Here is a 15,673-nt window from a genome sequence, read left to right as displayed (position 1 = left end):
TCGGGCCGGCGGGGGCGACGGAGGGACGCCGTGCCCGGCCGGCGCCCGGCGTGGGGAACACTGGGCCCATGGACGTGACCGCGACACAGGAGGGGACCCGCATGACGCGCCCGATCACGGCAGGGGTGGACGGATCCGAGGAGAGCCTGGCCGCACTGGCCTGGGCCGCCAGGGAGGCGGTTCGCCGGAGTGCCCCGCTGCACGTCGTGCACGCCTGGCGCGCCGAGCCGGAGACGGCCGGCGTCGGGGACCGGGACGCGCAGGAGCGCTGGATCCGGGACTCGGTCGCCGAGTCGGTCCGTACCGTCACCGAGCGGCACCCGGACCTCACGGTGTCCACCGACGTCACCGAGGCCGACGACGCGGTCGCCGCGCTGCTCGCCGCCGCGGCCGACGCGCAGACCCTGGTGCTGGGCTCCCGCGGCCACGGAGCGGTCGTCGGCTTCCTGCTCGGCTCCGTCGGCCAGCAGGTGATCGCCGAGGCGCCCCGGCCCGTCGTCCTCGTACGGGCCGGGGACGAGGCGGCGGCGGAGGCCGCGGGACGCGAGATCGTCGTCGGCCAGCAGGGGGAGCCGGAGGACAGCGCCGACGTGATCGGCTTCGCCTTCGAGGCCGCCGCGGCGCGCGGCGCCACCGTGCGGGCCGTGCGGGCCTGGACCCTGCCCACGGTGTTCACCTACAGCCCGGGCTCGATGCGGCTCGCCGACGAGGCCGGGGGTCTGGAGCAGTACGAGCACAAGGCCCTCGGCGAGGCCCTCGCGCCGTGGCGCGAGCGCTTCCCGGACGTCCCCGTCGTCGAACACGTGGAGATGGGCAGCGCGGGACAGGTACTGCTGACGGCGGCCGGGAACGCCCAGATGGTCGTCGTCGGCCGCCGTGCCCGCCGCACCGCCGTCGGAGCCCGGATCGGCTCGGTCGCACACGGCGTCCTGCACCACGCCGCCTGCCCGGTGGCCGTGGTCCCGCACGCCTGACCGGCATCCGGCGGGCCCGGGTGCCTCAGTCCGACGTCGGCTGGAGCGTCTCCCGGGCCTTCGGCAGGACGTTGGCGAGGTAGTCCCGGACCGCGGTGTCCAGGCCGATGTCGTGCTGGGCCCGCTCGGACAGGTACCAGCGGTGCTCCAGCAGCTCGTGGTAGATCTCCGCCGGGTCCATCGCGCCCCGCAGTTCCACCGGCACCGCCCGCACGGTCGGCCGGAACACCTCCCGCACCCAGCGGTGGGCGAGGACCTCCGGGCGGGCGCCGAGGGGGTCGCCGGGGGCGTAGTCGTCCTGGGTGGCCATCCAGCTCTCCAGGTCGTTGAGCAGCCGCCGGGCCTGGTTCTCCTCGGCGTCCAGGCCCGTCAGGCGCAGCAGTTGGCGCTGGTGGTGGCCCGCGTCGACGACCTTGGGCACGAAGGTGACCGTGTCGCCGTGCGAGGCGTGCTCGATCTGCATCTCGGCCACGTCGAAACCGAGGTCGTTGAGCCGCCGGATGCGGCGCTCGATGTAGTGGTGCTTGCCCGCCGGGTAGACCGAGGTGCGGGTCAGCTCCTCCCAGAGCCGGCCGTAGCGCGCGCAGATCTCCCGGCCGAACTCCACCGCGTCGACGGACGGGTGCAGCGCCCCGGACGCCTCCAGGTCGAGCAGTTCGCCGCTGATGTTCACCCGGGCCAGGTCGAGGTCGTAGTCGCGCTGCCCGTCGCTCAGCCGCGGGTGCAGCTCGCCGGTCTCGGCGTCCACCAGGTAGGCGGCGTAGGCACCCGCGTCGCGCCGGAAGAGCGTGTTGGACAGCGAGCAGTCGCCCCAGGCGAACCCGGCCAGGTGCAGCCGGACCAGCAGCACCGCGAGCGCGTCCATCAGACGGTGCATGGTCGCCGGGCGCAGCGTCGTCTCGAACATCGACCGGTACGGCATGGAGCCGCCGAGGTGCCGGGTGATCAGCACCGGCTCCAGCGGCTCACCGGCGCCGTCGGTGCGGCCGGTGACCACACCGAGGGCGTCCACCGCGGGGATGGCCAGCCGGTCCAGGTCGCGCAGCAGCCCGTACTCGCGCAGCGCGGGCCGCTCGGCGAGCTCCTTGACGGCGATCACCTCGTCACCGGCCCGCGCGTAGCGCACCACGTGGCGGGAGATGCCGCGGGGTAGCGGCACGAGGTACTCCTCGGGCCACTCCTCCAGCGGCAGCTGCCACGGCAGTTCGAGCAGGAGCGCCGGGTGCTCCGGATTGGTGGCACTGATCTGCAAGGCCATGGCCCGAACTCTAGGACGTCCGTTCCCGGGCCAGTCGCGCGGCGTCCTTCACCGGTCCGCGGTGGACGGGTCCGTGGCCGGGCAGCAGCACGTCGCCGTCGAGCCCCGCGATGATGTCGAGGGACGCCGCGGTGCGCTCCCGGTCGTGGTCGAACATGCGGGGCAGCAGCTGGGGTCCCCGCACGCGTGAGATGGCGTGCCCGCTGACCAGCGCGTCGCCGGAGACGACCACGCCCGCGTCCGGCAGGTGGTAGACGCAGTGCCCGTCGGTGTGCCCGGGGGTGTGCACCGGCACGGGCCGGCCGGGCAGGTCGAGCGGGCCGTCCGCGGGGAAGGGGGCGGGCGCGGTCACCGGGTGCTGCCGGGTGCCGCCGGAGCGGAGCACGTGCGCCATCCAGGGCAGGACGCCCGGCCGCCAGCTGTTGCGCAGCACCTCGCCGACCGACACCTGCTGGAGGAAGTCCCGCCGCGCGTGCGGCACTTCGGCCTCGTGGAGGAGGACGGGGGTGCCGTGGGCGGAGCGCAGGTACTCGGCCGAGCCCAGGTGGTCGTTGTGGGCGTGGGTGATCAGCACGGCCGTCACCGCCTCGGGCGAACTCCCGATCTGTGCCAGGGAGTCGAGCAGGAGCTGCCGGTCACCGGGGTAGCCGGTGTCGATCAGGGTCACCGCGTCGCCCTCGGTGAGGACGACCCAGTTCGTGTTGCTCCCGTGCACCAGGTAGGTGCCCTCCGCGACGTGCCGCACGTCCGCGCGCATCAGTGTCCCCGCATTCCCAGGTGGCTGCCGACGGGGGACAGCCAACCAGACGCGGTGGGTGCCCGACGCTCAACGCACCCCGTGCGGACGGAACTGGACGCTGATCCGAGGGCCCGCGGCGCGGGCGCTCTTGGGGACGCAGTGCTCCCAGGTGCGCTGGCAGGAGCCGCCCATCACGATCAGGTCGCCGTGGCCCAGCGGCCGGCGCACCGTGTCACCGCCCCCGCCCGCCGGGCGCAGCAGCAGGTCACGGGGTGCGCCGACCGAGAGGATGGCGACCATGGTGTCCCGGCTGGCGCCCCGCCCGATCCGGTCGCCGTGCCAGGCGACGCTGTCCCGGCCGTCGCGGTACTGGCACAGGCCGGCCGTCGTGAACGGCTCGCCCAGTTCCTCGGCGTAGTGCGCGGACAGCGCGTCCCGGGCCTCGTCGAGCACCGGGTCGGGCAGCGGGTCGCCGGCGCCGTAGAAGGCGAGCAGGCGGGGCACGTCGACCACCTGGTCGTACATCGCCCGTCGCTCGGCCCGCCACGGGACCTCGGCCGCCAGCCGTTCGAACAGTGCGTCGGCGCCGCTCAGCCACCCGGGCAGCACGTCGATCCAGGCGCCCGCGCCGAGCACCGTGCGGTGCAGCCCGCCGAGTGAGCCGAGCCGGACCTCGTCCGTCTGGTCGAAGAGGGATCCCTGGAGGTGCCTGGTCATGCGACCAGCGTACCGCGTATTCGAATAGACGTTCTAAGTGTGTCCGGGGTCTTTCGATACGCTGATGTATCCGATACGTTTCCGTATCCAACGGCGGAGGACGTCGCGCGGGACGACGCGGAGGGTGGTGCGGGGCATGGCGGTGCGGGCGACGGACGGGCGCGTGACCAGGCGGCGCGCGCAGACCCGCGCCAAGCTCCTGGACGCGGCTTTCGCGGTGTTCGCCGCCAAGGGCTTCGGCCGGGTGCCCATCGAGGAGGTCTGCGAGGCGGCCGGCTACAGCCGGGGCGCCTTCTACTCGAACTTCGCCAGCCTCGACGAGCTGTTCTTCGCCCTCTACCGCGAACGGGCCGAGCTGATCGCGGACCAGGTCTCCGACGCGCTCGCCCTCGACGGGCCGGACCTGGACGTGCGGGCCGCCGTGGAGCGCGTCACCGAGGTGCTGCTGCTGGACCGGGACTGGCTCCTCGTCAAGACGGACTTCCTGGTGCACGCGGCCCGCGACCCGGAGGTGGCGCGGACCCTGCTGGAGCACCGGGCGCGGCTGCGCCGCGCGATCGCCGACCGTCTCGCCCGGGCGCACGCGCGCACCCCGCTGCCCGCAGTGCTGGGCGACGCCGAGTCCGCCGCGCACGCCGTGGTCGCCGCCTACGACGGCGTCACCACCCAGCTGCTGCTCGACCGGGACGCCGAGCACGCGCGCCGCTGGCTGGGCCGGCTGCTCACCGCCCTGCTCACCGACGCAGGCGGCACCCCGGCCGACGGCCCCGGCGGCACCGCCCCGGACCACACCGGGAACACCTCTGGCACCACGTCTGACATCACCACCGACATCACCACCGAGAACACTCCGTGACCGCACGGAGGAGGAAGGGACGGTCGCCATGGACGCCGACGTCATCGTGGTCGGAGCGGGCCTCGCGGGCCTGGTCGCGGCACACGAGCTGACCAGCCGGGGCCGCCGGGTCGCGCTGGTCGACCAGGAGAACGCGGCCAACCTCGGCGGACAGGCCTTCTGGTCCTTCGGCGGCCTCTTCCTCGTGGACTCCCCGGAGCAGCGGCGGCTCGGCGTCAAGGACTCCTTCGACCTGGCCTGGAGCGACTGGCAGGGCAGCGCCGGCTTCGACCGCACCGAGGACGAGGACTCCTGGGCGGTGCGCTGGGCGAAGGCGTACGTCGAGTGGGCGGCGGGGGAGAAGCGGTCCTGGCTGGCGGGGCACGGCATCACCTTCCTGCCCACCGTCGGCTGGGCCGAGCGCGGCGACCTCACGGCCGGCGGGCACGGCAACTCGGTGCCCCGCTTCCACATCGCCTGGGGCACCGGCACCGGAGTCGTCGAACCGTTCGTGCGGTACGCGCAGCAGGCTGCACGCGACGGGCTGCTCACCTTCCACCACCGTCACCGCGTCGACCAACTGCTCGTCGAGGGCGGCACCGCGCGCGGCGTGCGCGGTACGGTCCTCGTCCCCGACGACTCACCCCGCGGCGTCGCCTCCAGCCGCGACACGGCCGGCGAGTTCGAACTCACCGCCCAGGCCGTCGTCGTCACCTCCGGCGGCATCGGCGCCAACCACGACATCGTCCGCCGCCACTGGCCCGAGCGCCTCGGCACCCCGCCCGCCGAGATGGTCACCGGCGTCCCCGCCTACGTCGACGGGCGGATGCTGGATATCAGCGCCGAGGCCGGCGTCCGCCTGGTCAACCGCGACCGGATGTGGCACTACACCGAGGGCCTGCGCAACTGGGACCCGATCTGGCCCGGCCACGGCATCCGCATCCTGCCCGGTCCGTCGTCCCTGTGGTTCGACGCCCTCGGCCGCCGCCTGCCCTCTCCGTACCTGCCGGGCTACGACACCCTCGGCACGCTCCGGCACCTGCGCACCGCCGAGGACCTCGCGGGCCACGACCACTCCTGGTTCATCCTCACCCAGAAGATCATCGAGAAGGAGTTCGCCCTCTCCGGCTCCGAGCAGAACCCGGACATCACCGCCAAGGACCGCGCCGGGTTCCTGCGCGAACGCGTGCTCGGCAAGGGCGCCCCCGGTCCGGTGGACGCGTTCCTGCGCAAGGGCGCCGACTTCGTGACCGCGCCCGACCTGGAGCAACTGGTCGACCGGATGAACGGACTCACCGGCAAACCGCTCCTGGACGCCGCCTCGATCAGGCGTCAGATCGAGGCCAGGGACCTCCAGATGGCCAACCCGTACGCCAAGGACGCCCAGGTGCAGGGGATCCGCAACGCCCGACGCTACATCGGCGACCGCCTCGGCCGGGTCGCCACCCCGCACCGCGTCCTCGACCCGGCGGCGGGCCCGCTCATCGGGGTCAAGCTGCACATCCTCACCCGCAAGACCCTCGGAGGCATCCAGACCGACCTCGACTCCCGCGCCCTGGGCGCCGACGGCACGCCGGTCGAAGGGCTGTACGCGGCCGGCGAGGTGGCCGGCTTCGGCGGTGGCGGCGTGCACGGCTACAACGCGCTGGAGGGCACCTTCCTCGGCGGGTGCCTGTTCTCGGGGAGGGCGGCGGGCCGGGCCGCCGCACGGCAGACCGCCTGAGCGGTGAAGCCCCGGGGACGTCCCCGGGGCTTCACCGCGCCGCACCGGCCGGCGGCGCTCAGCGTGGTCCGGCGCTCACCCCGAGCGCCGGCGTGCCGCCTCGCGGCGCTTGAGCGCGCGGCGCTCCGTCTCGCTGGTCCCGCCCCAGACGCCGAGCGACTGGCCGGTGTCGAGCGCCCACCGCAGACACTGCTCCTGGACCGGGCAGCGCCGGCAGACCGCCTTCGCCTGCTCGGTCTGCAACAGGGCCGGACCGGTGGTGCCGATCGGGAAGAACAGGTCGGGGTCCTCCGTGCGGCACGCGGCGTGCTCGCGCCAGTTGTCCATCAGAAGTCACCTGCGATCGAATCGAGTCGTGCCCTCGTGAATCCCTTACTCCGTTTCGGGTGACCTGTCGACAGCGGTGTGAAACCGGGGGCGCCCACCGGGCCGCGCCCGGTTCCTGCCGGGCCGTCAGCTCCGCAGCGACGCGGCCGCCGCCGACACCACCGCATCGGCCACCGCCGCCAGCGCGGGGGAGTCGAGCTTCCACTGCTGCCAGTACAGCGGCACGTCGACGGCCCGCTCCGGCGCGAAGTCGACGAGCCGGCCGGCGCGCAGCAGGGGATCGGCCTGCGGTTCGGGCACCATGCCCCAGCCCAGCCCGGCGGCCACCGCCTCCACGAAGCCCTCCGAGGTCGGCACGTAGTGCCGCCCCGCGCCGGCGCCGCCGAGCCCCAGCCGCCGCGCGAAGCCGTCCTGGAAGTCGTCCCGCCGGTCGAAGACCACCACCGGCGCCTCGGCGAGCACCTCCGGCAGCGGCCCGTCCAGGTGCCGGGCGGCGAAGCCGGGGGCCGCGCAGGGCCGGTAGCGCATCCGGCCCAGAGAGCGGACCGTGCAGCCCGGCACCGGATCCGGCGAGGAGGTCACCGCGGCCATCACCACGCCCTCGCGCAGCAGGGCCGCCGTGTGGTCCTCGTCCTCGCGGCGCAGTTCGAAACAGAGCCGGGGCTCCTGGGACACCCGGGTGAGGGCGCCGAGGAACCAGGTCGCCAGCGAGTCCGCGTTGACGGCCACGGAGACCCGGGTCGGCTCCCCGGCACCGCTCAGCCCCAGCTCCGCGTACGCGTCCCGCTCCAGCCGGGTCACCTGCCGGGCCAGCCGCACCAGCACCGCGCCGGACTCCGTGGGGCGCACCGGCTTGGTGCGCAGCAGCAGTACCCGCCCGGTGCGCTGCTCCAGCGCCTTCACCCGCTGGCTGACCGCGGACGGCGTCACGTGCAGCGCGGCGGCGGCCGCGTCGAACGTGCCCTCGTCCACCACGGCCAGCAGGGTGCGCACCTGGTCCAGCGGCAGATCCGCGAGCACCGCGGCCGTACCCGTCGTCACGTCCGCCCCTCCCCCTTGCATCAGGAGTTCACATCAGGAGTTCTCATCAGGACTGCTAAGGATACGTAAGAATCTTTAGCTGTACGCCCGGTGATCGCCTCGCTTAGCGTCGACGCCATGACCAACGCTCTGTCCGCCGCGGCCGCCGGCTTCGGCACCGGCCTCTCGCTCATCGTCGCCATCGGCGCCCAGAACGCCTTCGTCCTGCGCCAGGGCATCCGCCGCGACGCCGTCCTCTCCGTGGTGGGCATCTGCGCACTGTCCGACGCCGTCCTGATCGCGCTCGGCGTGGGCGGGGTCGGCGCGGTGGTGGTGGCCTGGCCAGAGGCGCTGACCGTGGTGGCCTGGGTCGGGGGCGCGTTCCTGCTCTGCTACGGCGCACTGGCCGCCCGGCGGGTGTTCCGGCCGGGCGGCGCGCTGCCGACGGACGGCCACGCGGCCGGCTCACGGCGGCGGGCGGTGCTCACCTGCCTCGCGCTGACCTGGCTCAACCCGCACGTCTACCTCGACACCGTCTTCCTGCTGGGCTCGGTCGCCGCCGACCGCGGCCCGCTGCGCTGGACCTTCGGCCTCGGTGCCGCCTTCGCCAGCCTGTGCTGGTTCGCCGCGCTCGGTTTCGGCGCCCGTCACCTCGGCCGCTTCCTGACCCGGCCCGTCGCCTGGCGCGTCCTGGACGGCCTCGTCGCCGCCACCATGATCGTGCTCGGGCTCACCCTCGTCGCCGGCGCGTGAGCGGGCCGCACCCGGGCGGGCCCGGCGGCGGGGGCGCGTCCGAACAGGGCTGCGATAGTGGGCTCGCACGGAGAAAGATGTAACGAGCATGTAGGAAGCGCGTGGACACGAGCGAGAGCAGTACCGCACCCCCGGGCGAGGTCCCCACCGAGACGGAAGGCGCCGCCCCCGACGGGGCCCGACGGCGCGGCCGGCGGCGCTGGGCCATGGACACCCGGCCCCTGCGCCGGCCCGCCTACCGCAGGCTGTGGTCCTCGACCGTCGTCACGGCCGTCGGCAGCCAGCTCACCGCCGTCGCCGTGCCCAAGCAGATCTACGACATCACCGGCTCCTCCGCCTGGGTCGGCGCCGCGAGCCTCGCCGGACTACTGCCGCTGATCGTGTTCGCGCTGTGGGGCGGCGCGGTCGCCGACATCATGGACCGCCGCAGGCTGCTGCTGATCACCAACACCGGGATCGCCGTCACCTCGCTGCTGTTCTGGGTGCAGGCCGTCACCGGCCTGGAGTCGGTGGCCGTCCTGATGGTCCTGCTCGCCCTGCAACAAGCCTTCTGGGGCCTCAACGCCCCGGCCCGCAACGCCTCCATAGCCCGCCTGGTGCCGGCCGGTGAACTCGCCGCGGCCAACGCGCTCGGTTCGACCGTCATGCAGACCGGCCAGGTGGCCGGGCCGCTGCTCGCGGGCGCCCTCATCCCCGTCATCGGCCTGCCCGAGCTGTATCTGATCGACGCGCTGGCGCTGTGCGTCACGGTGTGGGCGGTCGTCAAGCTGCCCGCCCTGCCGCCGCTCGCGGGCACGGCCGTCCGGCGCGCGGGCGTCCGCGAGGTCGTGGCCGGCTTCCGCTACATCGCCGGGCACAAGGTGCTGCTGCTCTCCTTCCTGGCCGACATCGTCGCCATGGTCCTCGGCATGCCCCGCGCGCTGTTCCCGCAGCTCGCGGCCGAGGCGTACGCCCCCTGGGGCGAGGGCCTCGCCCTCGGCCTGCTGTTCGCGGCCGTCCCCCTCGGCGCGGTGGCCGGGGGACTGTTCTCCGGCACCTTCTCCCGTGCGCGCCGGCACGGCTTGATGGTCATCGGCGCGGTCGTCGTCTGGGGCTCGGCCATCACCGGTTTCGGGCTCAGCGGCAGTCTGTGGCTCGCGGTGGCGTTCCTCGCCGTCGCCGGGGTCGCCGACATGGTCTCCATGGTGTTCCGCGGGGCCATCCTGCTGTCCGCCGCCACCGACGAGATGCGCGGGCGCATGCAGGGCGTCTTCACGGTGGTCGTGGCCGGCGGCCCCCGGCTGGCCGACGTCCTGCACGGCGGTGCCGGTTCGGCCTTCGGCGCACGGCCGGCGGTGGCGGGCGGCGGGCTGCTCGTCGTCGTGGTGATGCTGGCCCTCGCCGCCGCCGTACCGGCGCTGCGCCGCTACCGCGTCTGACGCCGGGTCACAGCATGCTGCGGCCCCGCATCGCGGCGTGCTCCATCAGCCGGCTCCGGGTGGCCTCCAGCCGGTGCGCGAGGATCTCGGCCACCGTCCGCACCAGCACGATGCCGAGCTGCGGGTCCTCCTCGCACAGGGTGAGGACAGACGTCGCGTCGAACTCGTAGGCGCGGACGGGGCTGAAGGCCTCGGCGCCGAAGTCCCACTCGTACGGCGGGAACAGCCAGGACCAGCCGAGCAGGTCGCCGACGCCCAGGCTGGCTACCGTCACCCGCTGCAGGGGCGTCACCTGCTGGGTCAGGGAGACCGCGCCGGAGCGGATGACCCAGAAGCGGTCGGCCCGCTCCCCGGCCTCGAAGATCCGGGTGTCCTCCGGGAAGGAGACCTCGCGGGCGAGGGCCGTGAGGCGATCGCGCTGGGGCGGGGGGAGGGCGGTGAGCAGTTTGATCGCTTTGGTCATGTCCGGGCTCCTCGCCGACGATTCGGGTCCGGTTCCGGTGCTTTCCCTATGCACTATTTGAGCCGCTGACGCCACCCTGAGCACCTCGGCGGACGCACGAATCCCGTACGGATTCCGCGCCGGTTCCGGGGACGCGGTGCCGGGGGCGGGCGGGGATGCGCGGCCGGGGCGCGGGGGTGGGCCGTCGGGACATGAAAAAGCCCTGGCTGGACGGGGGAAGCCAGCCAGGGCCGTAAGCGGTGGCGCACGAAGGACCTCTCCGTCGACTCCGTCGCCACGTATGGATGAACGCTAAACCATCTCTCCGCGTTCCGGAAACCCGGAACCGGGTCACGTGACCCGTTTCACTGGACGGTCACCCACGGTGACACGGCATCACCCGGCGTCCTCGGCGACGACCCTGATCGTGTCCAGCGCCGGGTCGCTCGGGTCCGGCAGGAACATCCCCGCTTCCAGACCGCTGCGCAGGTACCGCAGCACGGGCTCGGTCAGCCGCTCACCCGGCAGCACCGCCGGGATGCCGGGCGGATACGGCGTGATCATCTCCGCGGCCACGCGTCCGGCGGCCCGGTCCAGCGGGACGTCCCGGGTCGGCCCGAAGAACGCGTCCCGGGGCAGCATCACCTGCGGCATCCGCAGCTCCGCCGGCGACGGCACCTCGACGCGCGGCGCGGTGCCCAGGTCCGGCGCCGCCGCGGCGAGGTCCCGCAGCGCGGCCAGCAGTTCGCCGGTGGTCTCCGGGTCGTCGCCGTGGGAGATCTGCGCGCCGATGCGGCGGTGGTCGGTCAGATGCGCCACGATGCCGCGGTGCTCGCGCAGCCAGTCCGCCGCCTGGTAGCCGGAGACCCCGAGCCCTTCTATGTCGATGACCACGGGCAGCGGATCGAAACCGTGGGCCAGCCCCGGGCCGCAGAAGTCGTCCCGGTCGTTGACGTGCATCCCGTCGATCTTCTCCACGGCCGTCCGGACCTCGGCCGCCAGATCCAGCGCGCCGCCCATGATCTCCCGCCCCCGCAGCGCCATCTGGCGGCGCCAGCCGTCCAGCCCGGCGAAGATCAGCGCCGACGGACTGGTCGTGCCCAGCAGGTCCGCCCGCATGCCGAGCAGCTCCGGCGGGACCAGGCCGCCGCGCAGGTGGAACACGGAGCCCTGCTCCAGGCCGCTGCCCATCTTGTGGATGCTGGTCACACAGATGTCGGCGCCGGCGTCCATCGCCCAGGACGGCAGATCGGGGTGGAACGGGAGGTGCGCGCCCCACGCCTCGTCGACGATCAGCGGCGCGGAACGCCGGTGGCAGACCTCGGCCACGGCCCGCAGGTCGGCGCTCGCCCCGTACGGTGTCGGGCTGGTGATCAGCGCGCCCTTGGCGTCGGGGTGTGCGTCGAACGCCCGCTCGAACGCGTCGGCGGACGGGGGGTGGGCCAGATGGCGTTCCGCGTCCCAGCAGGGCTCCACCCAGACCGGTTCGATGCCGGACAGGATCAGGCCCGCCACGACGGACTTGTGGGCGTCCCGGCCGATCAGCAGCTTCTCGTGCGGGCCCGCCACGGCGAGCATCGCCGCCTTCACCGACAGGCTGCTCCCGCAGGTCGAGAAGAAGGTGTGGTCGGCGTGGACCGCGTCGGCCATCAGCTCCTGGGCGCGCTGGAGCACGCGGCCCCGGGTGAGCCGGTCGTCGAGTCCGCCGGTCGCCAGGACGTCACCGAAGAAGACGGCGTCGCCCAACACCTCGCGCACCGCCGGATCGGCACCGCGCGCCTGCTTGTGCCCGGGCGGCGTGAACGACAGCCGGCCCTCGCGGCGGTAGGCGACGAGGGCTTCCAGCACGGGCGCACGGGTGTGGTCGACAGTCATGCCGACCCGGTTTCCCGGCAACCGGCCTCGCCAATCCGCCGCTGGCCCGGTGTCCTGCCGGCCGGGTCGCCCGGGGGCCGGAGGATCCGGCGGCCGGGCGGCCGCGCCGGCGTGCGTCCGCGGGCGTCACCGGGCCTCCTGCCCGCCGTACGAGCCGGACCGGCACCGCCCCGCCGTCCTGCCCGCCGTACGAGCCGGACCGGCACCGCCCTGCCGTACGAGCCGGACCGGCACCCGTCGGCCCGGACGGAGGGGCGCTGCCGGTGCGGCCCGGGGACGGGTCTGCGTCAGCCGGCGCTCGTGCGGCGGCCCGGGGTCAGCACCTCGTCCAGCACCCGCAGCACCGCCTCGTACGCCACCGTCCGCACCGCCGCCTCGCGGGACGCCTCCGGGTCGGTCGTCCGCAGCTCTTCCCTTCGTGCCCGCCACGTCCGTTCCTGTTCCATCGCGCAGGCCCTCGCGCGGTGCATCCGGCGCAGCAGTTCGTCCGAGTCCACAACATCCGTCATGCACTCCGCGTACCCCCGCTCGGCGCCCGGATGGCCGCTGGGCCGTAAGGAGGGCGGAAGGTTTGGGGGTGCGGACGGAGGTCAGCCGGAAAGGGACACGCCCCTCGCGGGCGCACCGGCGACCAGGGAGCCGACGGATGTGCGACAGGCAGACCACCCCATCCGCCCTCGAACGGTCCGGCGTGCGGCGACACCGGCAGTCGACACCCCGCAGACCCGCCGAGGCGCGCAGCACGGTGGAGCACGTGGTCACCGAGTGCTGCCGTGCCGACCACGTGGTGTACGACGACGGCGCCCTGTCGGACGCCGTGCTCGTCGCCTCGGAACTGACCACCAACGCCATCCTGCACGGCGGCGGCATCACCGACTTCCAGGTCGACGTGGACGGTGTCGACGTCCGCCTCTCGGTCAGCGACCGCAGTGCCGAGCTGCCGGTGGCCGTGGCGCCGGCCGACGCCCAGGGCCGCCGACGCGTCGGCGGCCGCGGCTGGCCGATCGTCTGCCGGCTCGCGCGCGACGTGCGCGTGGCAGATCTTCCGTCCGGAGGCAAGCGCATCACCGTCGTCGTTCCGCTGTCCTGAGTACATTTCGAAAAGCGGAGTTTGTTCCTCAGGGGCGGGGGCAGTCGCAAGTTCGTGCTTCGGACCGGAGGCGCAGCAGCGGGAGCGGTGTGACTGCTCCGGCCCCCTCCGGGTGGATACCCGGACAGCGCCGCTTCCGCGGAATGTTCCCCTGAGACCACCGTTCAGGAGCGAATCCGCATGCTCATTGACACGCCCACCGTCCGTCCCGGAACGACCGAGCCCGCGCACGCCCCCGCCGCTCCTGGCGCCGCGAACCGTCGTCGGCACGATGACGCGCCGGACACCGCCGCCCTCTTCGCACGGCTGTCGGGCCTGGCGGACGGGCCCGAACGGGACGCCGTCCGCGACGAGCTCGTCACCGCCTGGCTGCCCATGGCCCACCGGATCGCCGGCCGCTTCCGGGACCGCGGCGAGTCCATCGAGGACCTGCGTCAGGTCGCGGCGCTCGGTCTGGTGAAGGCCATCGACCGCTTCGACCCGGAGCGCGGCGCCTTCGAGAGCTACGCCGTGCCCACCATCACCGGAGAGGTCAAGCGGCACTTCCGGGACCGCATGTGGGCGCTGCGCGTGCCCCGCCGGGTCCAGGAACTGCGCAACAAGGTGCGGGTGGCGCGGCGCGAGCTCACCCAGAGCCCCGGCAGCCCCGAACCGTCCCTCGCCGCCCTCGCCGCCCACACGGGCCTCACCGAGGACGAGGTCAGCGCCGGCATGGAGGCGCTGGAGAGCTTCAGCACCCTGTCGCTGGACGCCGAGCTGTCGGCCGGCGACGACGGCTACAGCCTCGCGGACACCCTCGGGGCGGCCGACGCCTCGTACGACACCGTGATCGACCGCGAGTCCGCCAAGGAAGGCCTGCGCAGGCTGCCCGAACGGGAGCGGGCCATCCTCTACATGCGCTTCTTCGAGGACATGACGCAGAGCCGCATAGCCGACCGCCTGGGCATCTCCCAGATGCACGTCTCGCGGCTCATCAGCCGCAGCTGCGCCCGCGTGCGCGACGAGGCGATGGGACAGCGCCCGGTCCGCCGCCGCACGACGGTGTGACGCGATCCCCCGCACCGCCCCGTGGGCCGGCCGCAGGCCCACGGGGCGGACGCGTGCCCGCGGTGGCCCGGCCGCGGAGAACCTCCCGCGTGTGCGGAGCGCACGGCGGGGCATGCGGAGTCCCGGAGGGGAGGCTCGCATGAGTGTTCTGACACGCACCGCCCGCAGCCGGGCCCGGAGGGCGGCCGGCGGATCGGCCGCCGAGGGGGCCGCGCGCGCGGGACTGACCGCACGCGGCGTCATCTACCTGCTGGTCGGGCTGCTGGCCCTGCGGATCGCCTTCGGCGACGGGCGGCGCCAGGCGGACCGCGGCGGCGCCCTGGCCGAACTGGCGGAGAAGCCGTTCGGCGCCGTCCTGTTGTGGGCCCTGGGCGCCGGTCTCGTCGGCATGGCGCTGTGGCGGCTGTCCGAGGCTCTCTTCGGCGCCGTCGGCAAGGACGGCCGCAGCGCGAAGAAGCGCCTGCCGGCCGCCGCCCGCTGCGTCTTCTACGCGTTCGTCGCCTACTCCGTACTGGCCTTCGCGGCCGGCTCCCGCGACAGCGGCGGCGGATCCGGTGACCGGCAGTCCCGGGACGTCACGGCCCGGGTGCTCGACATGCCCGCCGGACGGTGGGCGGTGGGCGTGGCCGGGGCGGCCGTCGTCGTCGCCGGAGTCGTGATCGCCGTACAGGCCCTGCGCCGCAGCTATCACAAGAAGCTGAAGCCCGGCGAGCTGAGCCCGCGCGTGCGGCGGCTGGTCGACGTCACCGGCGTCGGCGGAGGCACCGCCCGCGGCATCGTCTTCGCCGTGGCGGGCGCCTTCGCCGTACGGGCCGCCGCCGACCACGAGGCGAGCGAGGCCAAGGGCATGGACGACACCCTGCGCTCCTTCGCCGGCACCCCGCTCGGCCCCTGGCTGCTGGTCTGCGTCGCCGCGGGCCTGATGCTGTTCGGCGTGTTCTCGTTCGCCCTGGCCCGCTGGCGCAGGGTCTGAACCGCGGCCGAGGTCTGAGCCGCGCCGCACGGGGAACACGGGGCGAATGAACGAACACGAGATTCCTCCGCCGGACGGACGTCCCGTGGACGTCTACCTGGACCTCCTGCGCTTCCGCATGGAGAGCGCCGACTACCAGCTGCTGCTCAGCGTGGTGGAGCCGGTCCTCCAGGCCATCGACGAGCAGCAGATGCCCACCATCGACTTCTCGCTCGACGGCGACAACGCCGAGGCACTGCCCCAGGAGATCCGCGACGAGGCCGCCCTGGTCATCGCCACCGCCGTCACCGGCCGGCTCGACAACGAGGTCGTCGAGATCAGCACCGAGGAGACCGGACCCGTCCGGGTCGTCACCGACGCGGTCACCGCCTCCGACCCCGAACGCCTGGGCGAGATCGCCGACTACCTCAAGGAACGCCACCGGCAGAACGAGGAACTGCGCGGCATAGCCGAGGCGAGCGGCATGCCGACCGACTTCTGAC

17 protein-coding genes are annotated in these 15,673 nt (G+C 73.8%); 9 read left to right on the top strand and 8 right to left on the bottom strand.

The window, feature by feature from the left end:
- Positions 1-101 precede the first annotated feature (101 nt).
- Complete coding sequence (locus AB0E77_RS30005; protein WP_361576772.1) at positions 102-974, top strand: universal stress protein; 873 nt, start codon at positions 102-104, stop codon at positions 972-974.
- 25 nt (positions 975-999) lie between these two features.
- Here the strand turns inward: AB0E77_RS30005 and AB0E77_RS30000 are convergent, their stop codons facing one another.
- The 3 genes from AB0E77_RS30000 to AB0E77_RS29990 form a co-directional block, all read right to left on the bottom strand.
- Positions 1,000-2,232 carry a DUF4032 domain-containing protein gene (locus AB0E77_RS30000; RefSeq protein WP_361576769.1) on the bottom strand — a complete coding sequence of 411 codons (1,233 nt, stop codon included), beginning with the start codon at positions 2,230-2,232 and terminating at the stop codon, positions 1,000-1,002.
- 10 nt (positions 2,233-2,242) lie between these two features.
- Positions 2,243-2,989, bottom strand: coding sequence for an MBL fold metallo-hydrolase (locus tag AB0E77_RS29995; protein WP_361576766.1), 747 nt, complete (start codon positions 2,987-2,989; stop codon positions 2,243-2,245).
- Positions 2,990-3,058: 69 nt separating this feature from the next.
- Positions 3,059-3,688, bottom strand: a complete 630-nt coding sequence (locus AB0E77_RS29990) for an alpha-ketoglutarate-dependent dioxygenase AlkB (protein ID WP_361576763.1) — start codon at positions 3,686-3,688, stop codon at positions 3,059-3,061.
- Between the two features lie 136 nt (positions 3,689-3,824).
- Between AB0E77_RS29990 and AB0E77_RS29985 the strand changes: the two genes are divergently transcribed.
- On the top strand, positions 3,825-4,544 hold the full coding sequence (locus AB0E77_RS29985; RefSeq protein ID WP_361576760.1) for a TetR/AcrR family transcriptional regulator: 720 nt from the start codon (positions 3,825-3,827) through the stop codon (positions 4,542-4,544).
- Between the two features lie 28 nt (positions 4,545-4,572).
- Positions 4,573-6,246, top strand: coding sequence for an FAD-binding dehydrogenase (locus AB0E77_RS29980; protein WP_361576757.1), 1,674 nt, complete (start codon positions 4,573-4,575; stop codon positions 6,244-6,246).
- Positions 6,247-6,321: 75 nt separating this feature from the next.
- Here the strand turns inward: AB0E77_RS29980 and AB0E77_RS29975 are convergent, their stop codons facing one another.
- A complete protein-coding gene (locus AB0E77_RS29975; RefSeq protein WP_361576754.1) occupies positions 6,322-6,573 on the bottom strand; it encodes a WhiB family transcriptional regulator in 252 nt (83 codons plus the stop codon).
- Between the two features lie 126 nt (positions 6,574-6,699).
- Complete coding sequence (locus AB0E77_RS29970) at positions 6,700-7,593, bottom strand: LysR family transcriptional regulator ArgP (protein WP_361576831.1); 894 nt, start codon at positions 7,591-7,593, stop codon at positions 6,700-6,702.
- 138 nt (positions 7,594-7,731) lie between these two features.
- Between AB0E77_RS29970 and AB0E77_RS29965 the strand changes: the two genes are divergently transcribed.
- Together AB0E77_RS29965 and AB0E77_RS29960 are read left to right on the top strand one after the other, a co-directional pair.
- Positions 7,732-8,346: a LysE/ArgO family amino acid transporter gene (locus AB0E77_RS29965; protein WP_361576751.1), complete on the top strand. Its 615-nt coding sequence runs from the start codon at positions 7,732-7,734 to the stop codon at positions 8,344-8,346.
- A 101-nt stretch (positions 8,347-8,447) separates the two neighbouring features.
- The gene (locus tag AB0E77_RS29960) at positions 8,448-9,764 is read left to right on the top strand and encodes an MFS transporter (RefSeq protein WP_361576748.1); all 1,317 of its coding nucleotides are present in this window, start codon (positions 8,448-8,450) and stop codon (positions 9,762-9,764) included.
- 7 nt (positions 9,765-9,771) lie between these two features.
- Here the strand turns inward: AB0E77_RS29960 and AB0E77_RS29955 are convergent, their stop codons facing one another.
- From AB0E77_RS29955 to AB0E77_RS29945, 3 genes are all read right to left on the bottom strand, one after another.
- On the bottom strand, positions 9,772-10,227 hold the full coding sequence (locus tag AB0E77_RS29955) for a cyclic nucleotide-binding domain-containing protein (RefSeq protein WP_361576745.1): 456 nt from the start codon (positions 10,225-10,227) through the stop codon (positions 9,772-9,774).
- A 375-nt stretch (positions 10,228-10,602) separates the two neighbouring features.
- Positions 10,603-12,081 carry an aminotransferase class I/II-fold pyridoxal phosphate-dependent enzyme gene (locus AB0E77_RS29950; RefSeq protein ID WP_361576742.1) on the bottom strand — a complete coding sequence of 493 codons (1,479 nt, stop codon included), beginning with the start codon at positions 12,079-12,081 and terminating at the stop codon, positions 10,603-10,605.
- A 287-nt stretch (positions 12,082-12,368) separates the two neighbouring features.
- Complete coding sequence (locus AB0E77_RS29945; protein ID WP_361576739.1) at positions 12,369-12,590, bottom strand: hypothetical protein; 222 nt, start codon at positions 12,588-12,590, stop codon at positions 12,369-12,371.
- 137 nt (positions 12,591-12,727) lie between these two features.
- Between AB0E77_RS29945 and AB0E77_RS29940 the strand changes: the two genes are divergently transcribed.
- The 4 genes from AB0E77_RS29940 (at position 12,728) to AB0E77_RS29925 (ending at position 15,672) form a co-directional block, all read left to right on the top strand.
- The gene (locus AB0E77_RS29940) at positions 12,728-13,171 is read left to right on the top strand and encodes an ATP-binding protein (protein WP_361576736.1); all 444 of its coding nucleotides are present in this window, start codon (positions 12,728-12,730) and stop codon (positions 13,169-13,171) included.
- Positions 13,172-13,351: 180 nt separating this feature from the next.
- Entirely contained in the window at positions 13,352-14,218 is an 867-nt protein-coding gene (locus AB0E77_RS29935) for a SigB/SigF/SigG family RNA polymerase sigma factor (RefSeq protein ID WP_361576733.1), read from the top strand.
- Positions 14,219-14,357: 139 nt separating this feature from the next.
- Positions 14,358-15,191 (top strand): DUF1206 domain-containing protein, encoded by an 834-nt coding sequence (locus tag AB0E77_RS29930; protein ID WP_361576730.1) that lies wholly within the window; start codon positions 14,358-14,360, stop codon positions 15,189-15,191.
- Between the two features lie 46 nt (positions 15,192-15,237).
- Positions 15,238-15,672 (top strand): hypothetical protein, encoded by a 435-nt coding sequence (locus tag AB0E77_RS29925; protein ID WP_361576727.1) that lies wholly within the window; start codon positions 15,238-15,240, stop codon positions 15,670-15,672.
- The last annotated feature ends 1 nt before the right edge of the window (position 15,673 follow it).

The organism is Streptomyces sp. NPDC032940, assembly GCF_040636935.1.
Lineage (GTDB): Bacteria > Actinomycetota > Actinomycetes > Streptomycetales > Streptomycetaceae > Streptomyces.
The sequence above is the reverse complement of the archived record's forward strand: the minus strand, read 5'-3'. Positions and strand labels throughout refer to the sequence as shown.